At 66.2% G+C, this 16,112-nt stretch carries 14 protein-coding genes; 9 read left to right on the top strand and 5 right to left on the bottom strand.

Going from position 1 to position 16,112, the window contains the following annotated elements:
* Positions 1-3 precede the first annotated feature (3 nt).
* Entirely contained in the window at positions 4-1,287 is a 1,284-nt protein-coding gene (locus HOP52_RS18235; protein ID WP_238978939.1) for a TIGR04086 family membrane protein, read from the bottom strand.
* Positions 1,288-1,490: 203 nt separating this feature from the next.
* On the opposite strand from HOP52_RS18235, the gene HOP52_RS18230 reads away from it, so the two are divergent.
* The gene (locus HOP52_RS18230) at positions 1,491-1,670 is read left to right on the top strand and encodes a PLDc N-terminal domain-containing protein (protein ID WP_238978938.1); all 180 of its coding nucleotides are present in this window, start codon (positions 1,491-1,493) and stop codon (positions 1,668-1,670) included.
* A 35-nt stretch (positions 1,671-1,705) separates the two neighbouring features.
* Here HOP52_RS18230 and HOP52_RS18225 read toward each other — a convergent pair whose 3' ends face one another.
* Both HOP52_RS18225 and HOP52_RS18220 read right to left on the bottom strand, forming a co-directional pair.
* Positions 1,706-2,251: a GspH/FimT family pseudopilin gene (locus HOP52_RS18225; RefSeq protein WP_238978936.1), complete on the bottom strand. Its 546-nt coding sequence runs from the start codon at positions 2,249-2,251 to the stop codon at positions 1,706-1,708.
* A gap of 146 nt (positions 2,252-2,397) precedes the next feature.
* Positions 2,398-2,661, bottom strand: coding sequence for a PP0621 family protein (locus HOP52_RS18220; RefSeq protein ID WP_238978935.1), 264 nt, complete (start codon positions 2,659-2,661; stop codon positions 2,398-2,400).
* 98 nt (positions 2,662-2,759) lie between these two features.
* Between HOP52_RS18220 and HOP52_RS18215 the strand changes: the two genes are divergently transcribed.
* On the top strand, positions 2,760-4,391 hold the full coding sequence (locus tag HOP52_RS18215) for an NAD+ synthase (protein WP_238978933.1): 1,632 nt from the start codon (positions 2,760-2,762) through the stop codon (positions 4,389-4,391).
* Between the two features lie 112 nt (positions 4,392-4,503).
* Here the strand turns inward: HOP52_RS18215 and HOP52_RS18210 are convergent, their stop codons facing one another.
* Positions 4,504-5,325 (bottom strand): outer membrane protein assembly factor BamD, encoded by an 822-nt coding sequence (locus HOP52_RS18210; RefSeq protein WP_238978931.1) that lies wholly within the window; start codon positions 5,323-5,325, stop codon positions 4,504-4,506.
* 125 nt (positions 5,326-5,450) lie between these two features.
* Here HOP52_RS18210 and rluD point away from each other — a divergent pair, with 125 nt between their 5' ends.
* From rluD to ilvN, 5 genes are all read left to right on the top strand, one after another.
* A complete protein-coding gene (rluD, locus tag HOP52_RS18205; protein WP_238978929.1) occupies positions 5,451-6,410 on the top strand; it encodes a 23S rRNA pseudouridine(1911/1915/1917) synthase RluD in 960 nt (319 codons plus the stop codon).
* Between the two features lie 10 nt (positions 6,411-6,420).
* Positions 6,421-7,176, top strand: coding sequence for a peptidoglycan editing factor PgeF (gene pgeF, locus HOP52_RS18200; protein WP_238978928.1), 756 nt, complete (start codon positions 6,421-6,423; stop codon positions 7,174-7,176).
* Between the two features lie 149 nt (positions 7,177-7,325).
* A complete protein-coding gene (clpB, locus tag HOP52_RS18195) occupies positions 7,326-9,908 on the top strand; it encodes an ATP-dependent chaperone ClpB (RefSeq protein ID WP_238978927.1) in 2,583 nt (860 codons plus the stop codon).
* 581 nt (positions 9,909-10,489) lie between these two features.
* Positions 10,490-12,214 carry an acetolactate synthase 3 large subunit gene (locus HOP52_RS18190; RefSeq protein ID WP_238978925.1) on the top strand — a complete coding sequence of 575 codons (1,725 nt, stop codon included), beginning with the start codon at positions 10,490-10,492 and terminating at the stop codon, positions 12,212-12,214.
* Positions 12,214-12,705, top strand: coding sequence for an acetolactate synthase small subunit (ilvN, locus tag HOP52_RS18185; RefSeq protein ID WP_102652887.1), 492 nt, complete (start codon positions 12,214-12,216; stop codon positions 12,703-12,705). Before HOP52_RS18190 ends, ilvN begins: the two co-directional genes overlap by 1 nt.
* 85 nt (positions 12,706-12,790) lie before the next feature.
* Here the strand turns inward: ilvN and ilvY are convergent, their stop codons facing one another.
* Complete coding sequence (gene ilvY, locus HOP52_RS18180; protein ID WP_238978923.1) at positions 12,791-13,678, bottom strand: HTH-type transcriptional activator IlvY; 888 nt, start codon at positions 13,676-13,678, stop codon at positions 12,791-12,793.
* 174 nt (positions 13,679-13,852) lie between these two features.
* Between ilvY and ilvC the strand changes: the two genes are divergently transcribed.
* A complete protein-coding gene (gene ilvC, locus HOP52_RS18175; RefSeq protein WP_238978921.1) occupies positions 13,853-14,869 on the top strand; it encodes a ketol-acid reductoisomerase in 1,017 nt (338 codons plus the stop codon).
* 149 nt (positions 14,870-15,018) lie between these two features.
* Positions 15,019-15,897, top strand: a complete 879-nt coding sequence (gene pssA, locus HOP52_RS18170) for a CDP-diacylglycerol--serine O-phosphatidyltransferase (protein ID WP_238978919.1) — start codon at positions 15,019-15,021, stop codon at positions 15,895-15,897.
* Positions 15,898-16,112: the final 215 nt, after the last annotated feature.

The raw sequence follows: 16,112 nt of genomic DNA, 5'->3' as shown, positions 1-16,112 counted from the left end.
GCGTTAGTGGCTGCGGCGGTGGCCGGCGCTGGAAAGTGTCTCAAGGACGTTGACGCCGATGAAGCCGGTCAGTGCGCCGGTCAGAAAGGCGCCCGCCTCGGTGGCCACCACGACCCCCGGGAGCCCCAGATAGCCCACGCCGAGCACCCCGGCGACATAGGCGATGCTGGCCACCAGGAGGCCTTCGACAAGCCGCCGCCGGGTCAGCGCCTGGCGGGCGCCCTTGATGAAGCGGCGCCCATACCCACCCAGGGCGCCCCCGACCAGGGCGGCGAGGATCGGTCCCCAGGGGAGTTGCTGCTGGATCACGGTCTCGCTGCTCAAGCTGCCGGTAAAGGCGTTGACGGTGATGGGGGCCAGCCCCGAGGAGCGCAGGCTGAATGAGGTCGTGGCCTGGCCCGGTGCGAAATGCGCCGCCCCGGTCTCGAGTCGGCCGCCGCCATCGAGGGTCAGGGCGACATCGGTGGGCTGCTCGGCGGGTAGCGGCATGCCGTGAGGCGCCACCCGTACCAGGGTCACCTCGACGTTTTCCAGGCCCAGCCCCAGCACGCGGCGCGATGCCGGACGCAGTTCGAGGCGGGGCAGTACCTCGAGCTCAAGGTTGACGTCGGAGATGGTGGATCTGACCTCCAGGGTGGGGTTCGGCGTGGAGGGCAGGAAGCTCAGTCGCAGGGTCTGCTCGTGGGCCAGGCCGGGGCGGTCGATGCGAAGGGGCGGCAGGCTCTCCTGAATCGTCAGCCCCCTGAGCCGGATGCGGACTTCCACCGGGTGCTCCAGCTCGAGCTCGGTGATAAGCCGCTCCTCCGACGGTCGCAGCCCGAAACTCAATTCGGTGTGATAGGCGCCACTCACGGGGTTCCAGACGGCCGGAATCGGGCTGGCCGCCAGGGTCAGGCGCAGCCAGGCGGCGGTCAGTGGCGACGGCCCCTCGCCCCCCTGGTCGGCGACTTCGGTGTCGGGCGAGGGTGACGGGATGACCAGGCCATTCGGCAAGATGAGCGGCTCATCGGAGCTGACCCGCAGGGTTTCGATCTCGTCACCCTTGATGACGAAGGGGCGGGATTCAGGCACGGCCACGCTGATCCGCCCCTGCTCCTGGCGGGGCTGTGTCAGCTCGGTGATATCCTCGCCCTGCAGGTCGGTGATCCTGAGTCTCTCCACCGCCTGGTCCCAATCGAGCAGGAGGCGCTCATCCGCCGAGGATGGCGGTGCGCTGGCGCCTACCACGATGGCCAGGAGCGAAAGGAAAATGATCATGCGCCAGTCGGCATTGAGGTGCAGCATCATGCGATGCCCGCTATCTTGACTCGGCTGCGCTCCGGTGAGACAAGGGCCCCTGATGCCATGGCATCGGGAGGCGTGTCTCGCTGCCGCCGCTGAGTGGAGTGAGGAGTGACGATGCTCGCTCGCAGTATAGTCCAGTGGCCGTCACTCCCATGACGGTGGTGGCCTGATCGCGTGCGGCTCATCAAGCAAAGGGAGAGGGTGCCATGGGAGTTGAAGTGAGCGGCCTGCTGGGCCTGATCTGGCTGATCATCCTGGTCTGGGCCATCGTCAAGGTGGCCAAGAGTCCGGCGGGGCCGGTCGCCAAACTGCTGTGGATCCTGATCCTGCTGTTCTTCCCACTGGTGGGGCTGATCATCTGGCTGCTGCTGGGGCCCAAGGGGTAGGCGTCTTCAGCGTTGCTGGCGGTGTTAAGGGGGCATCAGCAGTCCCGCTGAGCGTTGACGCGCACGCGCCCGAAGTTGCTGACGATGACCTGCGAGCCGGTGTCATGTCGGCCACAGATGCGAAAGGTACCGTTATGGCCGGAGGCGCGACCCAGGGCAGTGTAGCGAACCGCCCGGTCCTGACGATAGGTGAGCGAGAGTACCGGGCTGGCAGGCAGCCGGCGCAGCACCTGGGCCTCTGGCGTGTCGGGGTTGAGCATGACCAGCAGGGGCGCCGTCCAGTCGCTCAGATCGCCGTTGCACTGGTTCGAGTCGCCGGCGGCAGGGCAGACCACCACCGGCGTGCGTCGGGTGATGGCGGTATTGCGTGCCAGCGCCAGCGCCGTCTTGAGGCGCATCACCTCGGCCGCCACCTGCTGGCGGGCATTGAGGGCCTGGAGGCTGGGGACCGCCCAGCCGAACAGGATCACCAGCAGGGCAAGGGTGATCAACAGCTCGATCAGGGTCAGGCCGCGCTGGCCGGTGGTGGTCCGCAGGTGGGGTCGGCGGGGGCTCTGCCCGCCTGAGAAAACAGCATGCATGGCGCTCTCCCAGAGTGAAGTCCCTTGCCACTGGGGGTGTCTTCACTCTAGGTCGCCACGGCGAGCTTTCTGTAAGCCATTGCTGATGAAAGGCGTGCGCCGGGCCTGAGGCAGGGCGTCAACCAGCGCCTGGCGCCCCGGCGGGACTACTCCTCGGACTGCTTCTCTTCCAGATAGCGGTCGCGGTGGGCGCTGCAGCAGAACCACTCGCCCCGCTCGCGCAGGGCGTCGGATTCCGGCAGATGGACCTGGCACCAGGTGCAGCGCACCATCGCGTTGCCCTCCTGCTCCGAGCTATCCTCGAGCAGCTCCTCGCGCTCCAGCTTCCATTCGCGGTACATGCGGTAGAGTTTCAGGCCGGCGAAGAACAGCACGGCGAAGATGATTAGGCGTATCAGCAACAGGTTCATCCTGTATCGGCTCCCTGGTGTGTGCGCACGGTTTTGCCAGCCGGGCGCCCTTGCGGGACAATGTGGTTACCCTGGATTCTCGAGAGATTTCTACGCCCATGCAAGACTTGACGCTGGTGATGGCGCAGCTGGACCCGCTGGTCGGGGACATTCCCGGCAACGCCGATCGTGCTATCGAGGCCGTGCGCGAGGCGCGCATCGAGCATGGCGCCGATATCGTGGTGTTCCCGGAGCTGTTTCTTAGCGGCTATCCGCCGGAGGATCTGCTGCTGCGCCCCTCAATGGAAACCCGGCTGCGCGAGGCGCGCTCGCGCATGGCCGCCAAGGTGGCCCGGGATGTGCTGGTGATCATCGGTTACCCCGGACGCCGCGAAGGCAAGAGCTACAATCTGGCTGGCCTGCTCTACAACGGCGAGTGGCTCGACGAGTATGCCAAGCAGGCGCTGCCCAACTACCAGGTGTTCGATGAGCGGCGCTATTTCAGCACCGGCGAGCGAAGCCTGGTGCTCGACCACAAGGGGGTCAGGCTTGGCCTGCTGATCTGCGAGGACCTCTGGGACGGTGGGCCGGTGCATGCGGCCCGCGATGCCGGTGCCGATATCCTGATCACCCTCAACGCCTCGCCCTACCATCAGGACAAGCCCGCCGAGCGGCTGCGGCTGCTGGAACAGCGCGCCGCCGACGTGTCGCGGCCGGTGGTCTATGTGAATACCATCGGCGGCCAGGATGAGCTGGTCTTCGATGGCGGTTCGGCCTGCGTGGATGCCGAAGGTGAACTGCGTGTGCTGGCACCCTACTGGGCGGCCGGCCTGATGCCGGTGCAGTTCGTGCGGGAGGACGGCCGCTGGGTGCCTCGGGAGGGTGAGATCGAGCCCCAGCCGGAGCCCGAGGAGAGCCTCTACTGCGCGCTGGTCACCGGGCTTCGCGACTATGTCAACAAGAGCGGCTTCGACGGCGTGGTGCTGGGGCTCTCCGGCGGCATCGACTCGGCGCTGTCGCTGGCCATCGCCGTGGATGCCCTGGGACCGCAGCGGGTCCAGGCGGTGATGATGCCCTATCGCTATACCGCCGACATCTCCAAAGAGGATGCTGCGGCCCAGGCGCGGCTGCTCGGGGTGAGCTATCAGGTGCTGCCCATCGAGCCCATGGTGGATGCTTTCCTGGATACCCTGGCCGATACCTTTGCCGGCACGGCTCGCGACACCACCGAGGAGAACCTGCAGTCCCGTTGCCGGGGCGTGCTGCTGATGGCGATCTCCAACAAGAAGGGCCTGATGGTGCTGTCCACCGGCAATAAGAGCGAGATGGCGGTGGGCTATGCCACCCTCTATGGCGACATGGTGGGCGGCTACAACGCCATCAAGGACGTCTACAAGACCTGGGTCTATCGCCTGGCGCGCTGGCGCAACACCGAGTCGCCGGCGATCCCCGAGCGGGTCATCGAGCGAGCGCCGTCCGCCGAGCTGGCCCCGGACCAGAAGGACAGCGATTCGCTGCCCGACTATGACGTGCTCGACGCCATCCTGGTGCGCTATATCGAGGGCGACATGAGCGCCGAGGCGATCATCGCCGCCGGCTTCGACCGCGACGACGTCTACAAGGTGGTCAAGCTGGTCGACCGCTGCGAGTACAAGCGCCGTCAGGCGCCGGTGGGGGTGCGGGTCACCCCGCGCGGCTTCGGCCGCGACCGCCGCTACCCCATCGTCAACGGCTGGCAGCCGGGGGAGTGAGAGCCGGAGGCTGAAAGCTTGAAGAAAAAAACCGGCGCCGCCTGCATGGGCGGCGCCGGTCGTTGGGGGCCGGATAGGGGATCAGCGCAGCTGCCTCCGCTGGGGGGCGGCGTCAGGCCGAAAGGGACTGGGCGCTGACGTGTCTGGGGCGGAAGGTGCGCCCGCGCAGCTGGGCGTGGTCCGGTGCGTTTTCGATCAGCACGTCCAGCACCTCGCGGGCGCGGTCGCGCATGTCGAGGCCCAGGTAGCCTTCCACCATCGTTGCCAGGGCGTCGCGGGTCGCCTCGCTCTCCGGGTAGTTCTCGATCACCCAGCGGCCGCGCTCCACGGCGGCGAGATAGGCGCCCTTGCGCAGATAGAAATCGGCCACGTGAAGTTCCTGGCGGGCCAGCAGGTTGCGCAGGTAGACGATCCGCTGCTCGGCGTCCGGGGCGTATTCGCTGTTCGGATAGCGGCTGACCAGCTCGCGGAAGTCGGTGTAGGCATCGCGGCTGGCGCCCAGGTCCCGCTTGGAGATGTCGATCAGCCGCAGGCGCTCGAGGCTGAAGCGCCCCGCCTGCCAGGCGGCCAGGCCGCGCATGTAAAGCGCATAGTCGGCCCGCGGGTGGGTGGGGTGCAGCCGGATGAAGCGGCTCGCTGCCGCACGGGTGGCCTCCCAGTCGCGGCTCTCGTAGTAGGCGTAGATCAGCTCGAGCTGGGCCTGCTCGGCGTGCTGGCCGAAGGGAAAGCGGGTGTCGATGGCCTCCAGGCGCTCGATGGCGGAGGTGTAGCGTCCGGCCTCGAGGGCATCGCGGGCCTCCTCGTAGAGTTCGCGCTCGGCAACGCCGTCAAACTCGTCCTGCGGGTCCGTGCCAGACCTGCCGGCGCAGCCGGTGACCAGCGCGGCGGCCAGCAGCAGGGCGATTAGGCGTGTAGCGGGGGTGGAAACGCGCATCCTGATCCTCGTATCAAACAACAACCCGTGTCGGCCATGGTAGAATCGGCCACAACCCATCCACTATAAAGCACCCGGCGTGAAAACGCAGTCCTCCGGTGCCGCCCATACGACAGCTCTCCGATATGCCCCAGACTCTGGAAGCCCAGCACCGCGTGCCCGACGCCCTGGCCGGCATGCGCCTCGACCAGGCAGCCGCCGAACTCTTCGCCGACCACTCCCGCGAGCGCCTGAAAGGCTGGATCAAGCGGGGGGCCCTGACCGTGGACGGGCGCCCCGGCAAACCCAAGGAAAAGGTGGCCGGCGGCGAACGACTGCGGCTGGTGGCCGAGCTCGAGGACGATGACCGCTTCGCGCCCGAGGATATTCCCCTGGAGGTGGTGCACGAGGACGACCAGGTGCTGGTCATTGACAAGCCGGTCGGGCTGGTGGTTCACCCGGCGGCCGGCAATCCCGACGGCACCCTGCTCAATGCGCTGCTGCATCACTACCCGGAGCTCGCCGCGGTGCCGCGGGCCGGGATCGTGCACCGGCTGGACAAGGACACCAGCGGGCTGATGGTGGTGGCCAGGACCCTGGCGGCCCAGACCGCCCTGGTGGAGCAGCTCCAGGCGCGCAGCGTGTCGCGGGAATACGATGCGGTGGTCACCGGCGTGATGACCGCCGGCGGCAGCGTGGATGCGCCCATCGGACGCCATCCCAAGGATCGCAAGCGCCAGGCGGTGACCGTCAACGGCAAACCGGCCGTGACCCACTACCGGGTGATGGAGCGCTACCGCGGTCACACGCACGTGCGCTGTCGGCTCGAGACGGGGCGTACCCACCAGATCCGTGTGCACCTGGCCCATCGGCGCTTTCCGCTGGTGGGCGATCCGGTCTATGGTGGGCGGCTGAAGCTGCCGGCCGGCGCCGCCGAGCCGCTCAAGGAGATCCTGCGCGAGTTCCCGCGCCAGGCGCTGCACGCCCGCAAGCTGGCCTTCGATCACCCGGGCAGCGGCGAACGGGTCGAATTCCGCGCCGCCCTGCCCGATGACCTGCTGATGCTGATCGATTACCTGCGCGAAGACCGCGCCACCATGCGCTGAGGAGAACGCAATGAGCGACGCCCCCGACTTGCGCCCGACCCTCATCGAGCCGGACTGGCCGGCCCCGGAGAGCGTGGGGGCCTTCGTCACCACCCGCGAGTCCGGGCCCAGCCAGGGGGACTTCGCCTGCTTCAACCCCGCCGCTCACCTCGGTGACAACCCCGATCATGTGGCGCTGTGCCGCCGCCTGCTGGCCGACGAACTGGACGGCGAGCGGCCGCTGCTGTGGCTCAACCAGGTGCACGGGGCCCGGGTGCAGCAGCACTACACCGATGCGCGGCCCGAGGCCGACGCCGCGGTGGCCTTCGACCGCGGTCACGCCTGCGTGGTGCTGACCGCCGATTGCCTGCCGGTGTTCTTCTGCGACCGGCGGGGCAGCCGGGTGGGCGTGGCCCATGCCGGCTGGCGCGGCCTGGCCGGCGGCGTTCTGGAGGCCGAGGTGGCGGCGCTGGGCGTGCCGCCCGAGGAGCTGATGGCCTGGCTGGGGCCCGCCATCTCCAACGCCCAGTTCGAGGTGGGGCCGGAGGTGCATCAGGCCTTCGTCGGCGTGCATCCCGAGGCCGAGAGCGCCTTCGATCCCAGCCCCTACCGCCTGGGCCACTACATGGCCGACCTCTACAAGCTGGCCCGCCTGCGCCTCGAGCGCCTGGGGGTGTCGCATATCAGCGGCGGCCATTTCTGCACTGCGTGTGAATCGCGCTTCTACTCCTATCGCCGCGACGACAGCCATACCGGGCGCATGGCCAGCGTGATCTGGTTGCGCTAGGCGCTTGACCTCAATCAACCCCCCGCTGTCTTTCCCTGGCGGCCGACTTGAAAGCCGGCCAGCCTGACTCCATTGAATGTGTCAAGACGATTTGACCGGGCCAAGCGGCGCGTCCGAGCGCGCCGCCACCCCGATGGAGGAGAGTTCCGATGCGATTCGATAAGTTCACCGCCAAGCTGCAGAACGCCGTGGCCGATGCCCAGTCGCTGGCCGTCGGCCGGGGCCACAACCAGCTGGACCCCGGCCACCTGCTGCTGGCGCTGCTCGATGCCCGCGATACCGGCGTCAAGGCGCTGGTACAGAAGGCCGGCGGCGATGCGGCCCGGCTGCGTGACGGCTTGGTGGGCCACCTGGACGACCTGCCCAAGATCGCTCAGTTCGATGGCGAGGTGCAGCCTTCCCGCGACCTGATCAAGCTGTTCAACCTCACCGATCGCGAAGCCCAGAAACGCGGCGATCAGTACATCGCAAGCGAATTGGTGCTGCTGGCCGCCCTGGAGATGGGGCATGCGGTGAGCAAGCTGCTGAAGCAGGCCGGGGTGACGCGCCAGGCGCTGGAGACCGCCGTCGATGGCGTGCGTGGTGGGGAAAAGGTCGATGACCCCAACGCCGAGGATCAGCGCGAGGCGCTGGAGAAGTACACCCTCGACCTCAACGAGCGGGCCGCCAGCGGCAAGCTCGACCCGGTGATCGGCCGCGATGACGAGATCCGCCGCACCATCCAGGTGTTGCAGCGGCGCACCAAGAACAACCCGGTGCTGATCGGCGAGCCCGGCGTGGGCAAGACCGCCATCGTCGAGGGGCTGGCCCAGCGCATCGTCGATGGCGAGGTGCCGGAAGGGCTCAAGGACAAGCGTGTGCTGTCGCTGGACATGGGGGCGCTGCTCGCCGGCGCCAAGTTCCGCGGCGAGTTCGAGGAGCGCCTCAAGTCGGTGCTCAAGGAGCTGGCCCAGGAGGAGGGTCGGGTGATCCTGTTCATCGACGAGCTGCACACCATGGTCGGCGCCGGCAAGGCCGAAGGGGCGATGGATGCCGGCAACATGCTCAAGCCGGCGCTGGCCCGGGGCGAGCTGCACTGCGTGGGCGCCACCACCCTCGACGAGTACCGCAAGTACATCGAGAAGGACGCCGCCCTCGAGCGTCGTTTCCAGAAGGTGCTGGTGGACGAGCCCTCCGAGGAGGACACGGTCGCGATCCTGCGGGGCCTCAAGGAGCGCTACGAGGTGCACCACGGTGTCGACATCACCGACGGGGCGATCATCGCCGCGGCCAAGCTCTCGACCCGCTACATCACCGACCGCCAGCTGCCCGACAAGGCGATCGACCTGATCGACGAGGCCTCGTCGCGCATCCGCATGGAGCTCGACTCCAAGCCCGAGGAGATGGACCGCCTGGACCGCCGATTGATCCAGCTGAAGATGGAGCGTGAGCATCTCAAGAAGGAGAGCGATGAGGCCTCGAAGAAGCGCCTGGAGAGCCTGGAGGCGCAGATCGACGAGCTCGAGCGCGAGTATGCCGACCTCGACGAGATCTGGAAGGCCGAGAAGGCCAGTATCCAGGGGGCGGCCCAGTTCAAGGACGAGCTCGACCGGGCTCGCGTCGACCTGGAGCAGGCCCGCCGCCAGGGGGACCTGGCACGCATGTCCGAGATCCAGTACGGGGTGATTCCCGAGCTCGAGAAGAAGATCGCCGAGGCCGGCGAGGGCGAGGCGGATACCGCCAGGCACCAGCTGCTGCGCTCCAACGTCACCGAGGAGGAGATCGCCGAGGTGGTCTCGCGCTGGACCGGCATCCCGGTGGCCAAGATGCTCGAGGGCGAGCGCGACAAGCTGCTGCGCATGGAGGAGGCCCTGCACCAGCGGGTGATCGGCCAGGAGGAGGCGGTGACCGCGGTGGCCAATGCGGTGCGCCGCTCCCGTGCCGGGCTTGCCGACCCCAACCGGCCCAACGGCTCCTTCCTGTTCCTCGGCCCCACCGGGGTGGGCAAGACCGAACTGTGCAAGGCGCTGGCCAATTTCCTCTTCGATACCGAGGAGGCGATGGTGCGCATCGACATGTCGGAGTTCATGGAAAAGCACTCGGTGGCGCGGTTGATCGGCGCGCCTCCCGGCTACGTCGGCTACGAGGAGGGGGGCTATTTGACCGAAGCGGTGCGGCGCAAGCCCTATTCGGTGCTGCTGCTCGATGAGGTCGAGAAGGCCCACGCCGATGTCTTCAACATTCTGCTGCAGGTGCTCGAGGACGGCCGTCTCACCGATGGACAGGGGCGCACCGTGGACTTCCGCAACACCGTCATCGTGATGACCTCCAACATGGGCTCGGACATCATCCAGCGCATGGGCGGCGACGATACGAACTACGAGCAGATGAAGAGCGCGGTGATGGAGGTGGTGGGCATGCATTTCCGCCCCGAGCTGATCAACCGCATCGATGAGGTGGTGGTGTTCCATGCCCTGGTTCAGGCGCAGATCCAGGCCATCGCCGGCATCCAGCTCGATCGCCTGCGCGGGCGGCTGGCCGAGCACGACCTGTCCCTCGAGGTCAGCGAGGCGGCCATGGCCCAGCTGGCCGAGGTGGGCTTCGACCCGGTGTTCGGCGCTCGTCCGCTGAAGCGGGCGATCCAGAGCCGCCTCGAGAACCCGCTGGCCCAGGACCTGCTGGCTGGGCGGTTCGCTCCGGGCGATGTCATCCGCGTGGATGCCGAGGAGGGCAAGCTGGTGTTCCGGCGCTGAGTGATCGGTGGGGCCGGTGTGGGCCGTCTGTCACAAGCGGTTACCCACCAGCTCGAGCGCGCCGCTTGCAAGTGGCTACACTGAAATCAGGTTGCGTCCTGTAACCCCCTTAGCCCGCCTGCTGTCAAGTTGGCGGGCGCTTTTTTTCGCCGGCGCCGGGCGGCCTTCCCTTGCTGGAATCACTGCGATGGGCTAGCGAAAGTCGGCTGGCGGTTGACACCGTTGCAGCGCTAATGGAATCTTGAGCGTTCCTGATTTGCGGGCGCGGAACTCAGCGGGCAACCCCCCTTTCCCGCGCGAAGGGTAGGCCATGGGCCTCTACCCGCCGAAGGACTACCGGGACTGGGCCAACCGCCCGTCCTGGCCAACGCCCCGACGCGGTTAACCGCCGTGAAGGGAACGGATGATGCATGTCGCCATGCCTCAGCGTTCCCGAATGAGAGTGCAGGCCCCAACAGGGCCATTTGCCAGGGTTTGGCATCAGGTGCCGGCGCGGCCGGCAGCGGCATACCGCCGCACTCGACCCCGTGCCCGCCAGTGGGCACGGATCGCACTCGAGACCTCCAGGGGAGATACATCAAGTGGAACTGCTTTCCGGCGCGGACATGATCGCCCGATTCCTGCAGGATGAGGGCGTCGAATACATTTACGGCTATCCCGGTGGCGCGGCGCTGCATATCTACGACGCCCTGTTCCGCCAGGACAAGGTCAAGCACATTCTGGTACGCCACGAGCAGGCGGCCACCCACGCCGCCGACGGCTACGCTCGGGCCTCCGGCAAGCCCGGCACGGTGCTGGTCACCTCCGGCCCCGGCGCCACCAACGCGGTCACCGGCATCGCCACCGCCTACATGGACTCGATCCCGCTGGTGGTGCTGTGCGGCCAGGTGATGAGCCACCTGATCGGTGACGACGCCTTCCAGGAGACCGATATCATCGGCGTGACGCGGCCGATCGTGAAGCACAGCTTCTCGATCAAGCATCCGACCGAGATTCCGGAAGTCCTCAAGAAGGCTTACTACCTGGCCTCCACCGGGCGTCCCGGCCCCGTGGTGGTGGACATTCCCAAGGACATGACGGCCCCCACCGAGCGCTACGAATACGTCTACCCGAAGAAGGTCAAGATGCGTTCGTACAATCCGGTGGCGCGTGGTCATACCGGCCAGATCAAGAAGGCCGTGGAGATGATGCTCAAGGCCAAGCGCCCGGTGTTCTACACCGGCGGTGGCGTGGTCACCGGGCGGGCCTGCGAGGGGCTGACCGATCTGGTCAAGCGGCTGGGCTATCCGATTACCACCACCCTGATGGGCATCGGCGCCTACCCGCAGAGCGATCGCCAGTGCCTGGGCTGGCTGGGCATGCACGGTTCCTATGAGTCGAACATGGCCATGCACCACGCCGATCTGATCATCGCCATCGGCGCGCGATTCGACGATCGTGTCACCAACAACACCTCCAAGTTCTGCCCCACGGCCAAGATCATCCATGTCGACATCGATCCCAGCTCGGTCTCCAAGACGGTGCGCGCCGATGTGCCCATCGTCGGGCCGGCGGGCAGCGTGATCAACGAGATGATCAGCCTGGTGCAGGGCAAGGAGGTCGCCCACCCCGAGGCGCTGTCCGAGTGGTGGGCCAAGATCGATGGCTGGCGCGAGGAGCGAGCGGGCAAGCTCTACGAGCCGTCACAGCCTGGCGAGATGCTCAAGCCCCAGGAGGTGATCGAGGCGCTGTGCGAGGCAACCCGCGGGGAAGCCTACGTCACCACTGACGTGGGCCAGCACCAGATGTTTGCCGCCCAGTACTACAAGTTCGACAAGCCCAATCGCTTCATCACCTCGGGCGGGCTCGGCACCATGGGCTTCGGCTTCCCGGCGGCCATGGGCATCAAGCAGAACTTCCCGGACGAGCAGGTGGTCTGCGTGACCGGCGAGGGCAGCTTCCAGATGATGATGCAGGAGCTGTCGACCTGTAAGCAGTTCGGCGGTGGGGTGAAGATCGTCAACCTCAACAACGCCTCGCTGGGCATGGTTCGCCAGTGGCAGGACCTGAACTACAAGTCGCGCCATGCGCACTCCTACATGGAGTCGCTGCCCGATTTCGCCAAGCTGATCGAGGCCTATGGCTTTACCGCGCTGCGGGTGGAAACCATGGAGGAGCTCGCGCCGGCGCTGGAACGGACCTTCGCCGACAAGCACGAGCTGGTGTTCCTCGACGTCATCGTCGACCCGCGGGAACACGTCTATCCGATGCAGGTGCCCCTGGGCTCCATGCGTGACATGCTGCTTTCCAAGACGGAGCGGACCTGATGCGCCATATCATCTCGATTCTGATGGAAAACGAACCGGGCGCCCTGTCACGCGTGGTGGGGCTGTTCTCGCAGCGCAACTTCAACATCGAAACGCTGAACGTGGCGCCCACCGAGGACGAAACCCTGTCGCGGCTGACCGTGACCACCGTGGGCGACGACCGGGTGATCGAGCAGATCACCAAGCACCTCAACAAGCTGATCGACGTGGTCAAGCTGGTCGACCTCACCGAGGGCAATCACATCGAGCGTGAGCTGATGCTGGTCAAGGTCAAGGCGCTGGGGGCCGCGCGCGACGAGGTCAAGCGCACGGTGGACATCTTCCGTGCGCAGATCGTCGACGTGACGCCGAGCCTCTACACCGTGCAGATCACCGGCGACGCCGGCAAACTCGACGCCTTCCTGCAGGCCATGGGGCCGGTGGGCATTCTGGAAGTGGCGCGTACCGGGGTGTCGGGAATTGCCCGGGGCGATAAAGTGCTCAGCCTCTGACTCCGGATTCCGTACAGTTTGAAGCGTTTAGCCGCCCTTCGGGGCGGCTTTTTCGTCTGCGGGCCTCGCCTCGCTGCCAACGGCCTTAGCGCTCCGCGACCGTGTCCCATAGTGCCTGGATCAGCGGGCTCTTGAGGCGCCGATTGAGCACGCACAGGCCCACGTCGTAGTGCGGCAGCTCCGGCTTGACCGCCAGCACCGTCACCCGCTCGGCCAGCGGGCTGTTGTCGAGCACGATCCTTGGCACCACGCCAACGCCGAAGCCCAGGCTGACCATGCTGACGATGGCCTCATGGCCGGCGACCTGGGCGTAGATGCGCGGGGTGATGCCCAGCGCCTTGAACCAGGTGTCGGCGTATTCCCGGGAGAGTCCCGCCTCGGAGAGGATCATCGGCACTTTGGCCCAGGCGCTGGCCTCCGGCACTTCGGGGTTGGCGGGCAGCCAGTCGGCGGCGGCCTGGGGGGCGATAAACACCAGCGGCGAGCGGGTCAGTGACTTGAAGGCCAGCGACCCCGGCGGTCGGCGCGGGCGTGGGGTGATCGCCATATCCTCGTCGCTTTCCAGTACCCTGGTCATCGCTTCCGCTGGATCCCCGGTATGCAGCTTGAGCTCGATGCGCGGGTAGCGCAGCCGAAAGTCGCTCAGCAGATCGTAGAGAAAGCTGTAGCTGGCGGTGACCGAGCAGTAGATGCTGATCTCGCCGCTGAGCCCGTCGGTGCCGGTGCTCAGCGTCTGGCGCAGCAGCTCCCACTGGGTCACGGTCTCCCGGGCGAAGGCCAGGAAGGTATGGCCGTGGTGGGTCAAGGCCACGTGGCGGTTGTCGCGTTCGAAGAGCGCTACCTCGAGGGTTTCCTCGAGCTGACGGATGGTGCGGCTGAGCGTGGAGGGGCTGACATGGCAGAGCTCGCTGGCGCGACCGAAGTGCAGGGTGTCGGCCAGGGCCAGGAACTGGTGCAGCGGGCGGATATCCATGAGCGTGTACGTTGCATTTTTCGGCATGTTGTATTGCAAATATAGCGTTTTACGCAATGCATGTCCTGGCGTAAGGTGGGGCCATCGGTCAACGAGACCCCAGCGCCGCGACAGACGGCGCGGGTGGCCATCAACGCTGACATCGTTTCTTCACCTTTCTTCAGGAGTACCCCCATGCGCGTGTATTATGACAAGGACTGTGACCTCTCCCTCATTCAGGGCAAGAAAGTCACCATCGTGGGCTACGGCTCCCAGGGGCATGCCCATGCCAACAACCTCAAGGAGTCGGGTGTCGACGTCACCGTGGCCCTGCGCCAAGGTTCCTCCTCTGCCGCCAAGGCCGAGGCCGCCGGCCTCAAGGTCGCCAGCGTACCGGAAGCCTGCCAGAGCGCCGATGTGGTCATGATCCTGGCGCCGGACGAGAATCAGAAGGCGATCTACGAGAACGAGATCGAGCCGAACCTCAAGCAGGGCGCCACCCTGGCCTTCGCCCACGGCTTCAATATCCACTACAACCAGATCGAGCCGCGCAAGGATCTGGACGTGATCATGATCGCCCCCAAGGCCCCGGGGCACACCGTGCGCTCCGAGTTCGTCAAGGGTGGCGGCATTCCTGACCTGATCGCCATCCACCAGGACGCTTCGGGCAAGGCCAAGGAGCTCGCGCTTTCCTACGCTGCCGGCGTTGGTGGGGGGCGTAGCGGCATCATCGAGACCACCTTCAAGGATGAGACCGAGACCGACCTGTTCGGCGAACAGGCCGTGCTGTGCGGCGGTGCGGTCGAGCTGGTCAAGGCCGGCTTCGAGACTCTGACCGAGGCGGGCTATGCTCCGGAGATGGCCTACTTCGAGTGTCTGCACGAGCTCAAGCTGATCGTCGATCTGATGTATGAAGGCGGTATCGCCAACATGAACTACTCCATCTCCAACAACGCGGAGTATGGCGAGTACGTGACCGGCCCCGAGGTGATCAACGAGCAGTCTCGCGAGGCGATGCGCAACGCCCTCAAGCGCATCCAGACCGGCGAGTACGCCAAGATGTTCATCCAGGAAGGCAACACCAACTACCCGTCCATGACCGCGCGTCGTCGCCTGAACGCCGAGCACGATATTGAGCAGGTCGGTGCCAAACTGCGCGGCATGATGCCGTGGATCGCCGCCAACCAGCTGGTCGACAAGTCCAAGAACTGAGGCTTGCGGTCGGTTGAAGGCCAAGAAGGGCGCGGTTTTCCGCGCCCTTCCTGGGTTAGGGAAAAGCAGTCGCTCTTCTCGACCTGTCGACACCGTGTAGAATGAAGGTACGCCTGCGGGCGACTTCATTCTGGCAACGGACGAGACGCATGAGTCAGGACCCCCACAAGACCGAGCAAGATCCGGCGCGTCGCGATGGTGAGCCCGAGGGTGCCGGGAATGGCGCCCCGCCGCCAACCAACGAAGATCTGGCTGCCGCTTTCCTGCGCGAAACGGAAGTCATCGAGGAGTCGATCGAGGGCGGCAAGAAGGTGCGGCGCAAGGGGATCTATCTGCTCCCCAACCTGTTCACCACCTCGGCACTGTTTGCCGGCTTCTTTTCGGTAATAGCGGGGATCAACGGTGACTTTTCCGCCGCGGCGGTGGCGATTTTCATCGCCATGGTCCTCGATGGCCTGGATGGGCGCGTCGCCCGGCTGACCAATACCCAGAGCGCTTTCGGGGCCGAGTACGACAGCCTTTCCGATATGCTTTCCTTCGGTGTGGCGCCGGCACTGGTGGCCTTCACCTGGATACTTCAGGACATCGGCAAGACCGGCTGGGTGGTGGCCTTCCTCTACGTGGCCTGTGCCGCGCTGCGGCTGGCGCGCTTCAATGTCCAGATCGGCAGCGTCGACAAGAAGTGGTTCATCGGCCTGCCGAGCCCTTCGGCCGCCGCCTTCGTGGCGGCCAGCGTCTGGACCTTCCATAGCTTCGATGCCGATGCCGTTGGGTTCAAGTTGCTGATGCTGCTGGTGGTGGCCGCGTCCGGCGTGCTGATGGTGAGTAATATCCGCTACTACAGCTTCAAGGAGATCGACCTCAAGGGGCCGGTTCCCTTCGTGGTGTTGCTGGCCATCGTGCTGGGCTTCGTGGTGATTTCCGTTCAGCCCTCGGTCATGCTGTTGCTGCTGTTCGGCGCCTATGTGGCGTCCGGGCCGACCCTTGCCGTGATGCGCAAGCTGAAGCAGCCGCCGGCCTCCGGCTAGCCTCCTTTTTGTCTTATGTACGCTGCGCCCGCCTCGAGCGGGCGCTTTCGTCTCTGGCGGCCATGGATCTATCCACAGGCGGTAAGCGTCAGAGTGCCTGTGGATGGCGGTGTCGGTTGGGCCGAGCGGGTGGCTGAAATTTTTTTACACGCAGGCCTTGCGGGCCGCCGGGGAAAGCCGTAAAGTACGCATCCGCTGCCGGCGACGGGCAACGT

The organism is Billgrantia campisalis (assembly GCF_022341425.1).
Classification (GTDB): Bacteria; Pseudomonadota; Gammaproteobacteria; order Pseudomonadales; family Halomonadaceae; genus Halomonas; species Halomonas campisalis.
Note: the sequence above shows the minus strand (reverse complement) of the source record. Positions and strands in the feature narration are given on the sequence as shown.